The sequence below is a fragment of the Streptomyces sp. SM1 genome, from assembly GCF_002910825.1.
Taxonomy (GTDB): Bacteria; Actinomycetota; Actinomycetes; order Streptomycetales; family Streptomycetaceae; genus Streptomyces; species Streptomyces okerensis.
Map to the genome: position 1 here is coordinate 1 of NZ_NEUB01000617.1, position 1,401 is coordinate 1,401.

Annotated in this window: 1 protein-coding gene; it reads right to left on the reverse strand. The window is 74.8% G+C overall.

Features of this window, described 5'->3' with window-relative positions:
* Window positions 1-1,401 (reverse strand): non-ribosomal peptide synthetase (locus tag B9S61_RS15645; protein ID WP_146064851.1); only part of this gene is annotated, 1,401 nt, incomplete at both ends.

Genomic DNA, 1,401 nt, shown 5'->3' on the forward strand with positions numbered 1-1,401 from the left:
CCCACCCCCGACACCACCCGGCACCGGCACCGCCTTCGCGGGTGCGGCGTCGGCCACGAAGGCGGCCAGGGCCGCGGCCGTACGGTGCGTGAACACCTGCTTCGGCGTCAGCCGCACCCCCGCCTCACGCGCCCGCGCCACCAACTGGATCACCGTGATCGAATCACCACCGAGACCGAAGAAGTCGTCCTCGACCCCCACCGCCTCCAACCCCAGCACCTGCCCGAACAGACCCGCCAACGACGACGCCGCCCCACCCCCGACACCACCCGGCACCGGCACCGCCTTCGCGGGTGCGGCGTGCTCGGGCGCGGGCAGTGCGGCGCGGTCGACCTTGCCGTTGGGGGTGAGCGGGAGCTCGGTCAGCGGGACGAAGGAGGAGGGCACCATGTAGGCGGGCAGCCGTTCGGCGACGCGGTCCGCCAGGCCCGAGAGGCCGTTCCCGGAGCCGGGCACCACATACGCCACCAGGCAGGGGGCGCCGCGCCGGTCCTCGCGCACGGCCGCGGCCACCCGGGCGACCGCGGGGTCGCTGCCGATCACGGCCTCGACCTCGCCGAGTTCGATCCGGTGGCCGCGGATCTTCACCTGGTCGTCGGTGCGCCCGACGTAGACCACGATGCCGTCGGGCCGCCACCGGGCGAGGTCGCCGGTGCGGTACATCCGGGCGCCCGGCACACCGAACGGATCGGCGACGAAGCGGGCCGCGGTGAGGCCGGGGCGGCGGGCGTAGCCCCGGGCCAGCACGTCGCCCCCGATGTACAGCTCGCCGGGGATGCCCGGCGGGACCGGGCGCAGCCAGGGATCCAGGATGTAGAGCCGCGCGGCGGGCACGGGACCGCCGATGGGCACCGCGCCCCGAGTCAGCGGATCGCCTGGCTCCAGGCGGTACTCCGTACAGCCGACGGTCGCCTCGGTGGGGCCGTACTCGTTGACGACCGTCACGCCGGAGTGGCCCGCACGCCACTCGGCGAGTGACTCGCCGGTCAACTGCTCTCCGCCGAGGACGAGTTGCCCGGTGGGCGAGTGCCAGTCGGAGGAGGCCACGAGCACCGGCAGGTGACTGGGGGTGGCCTTGACGAATGCGGGCGGCCGGGTCCCGGCGCCGACCGGGGCGTCGACGTCGTTCAGGTCGACGACGTGGACCAGTCCGCCCGCGGTCAGGGGGCCGAGAATGCCGGTGACGGTGAGGTCGAACGACGGCGGCGAGTGCACCAGCGCCCGGCCTGCCAGCCCGGGGTAGGCGGTGCGGGCGAAGGCGAGGTAGCCGTCGACCGTGCGGTGCTCGACGACCACGCCCTTGGGACGGCCGGTCGAACCGGAGGTGTAGATCACGTACGCGGTGTCCTCGGGCCGCACCTCCACGTCCGGGGCGGGTCCGTCGAACGCCGCCAGGGCCGC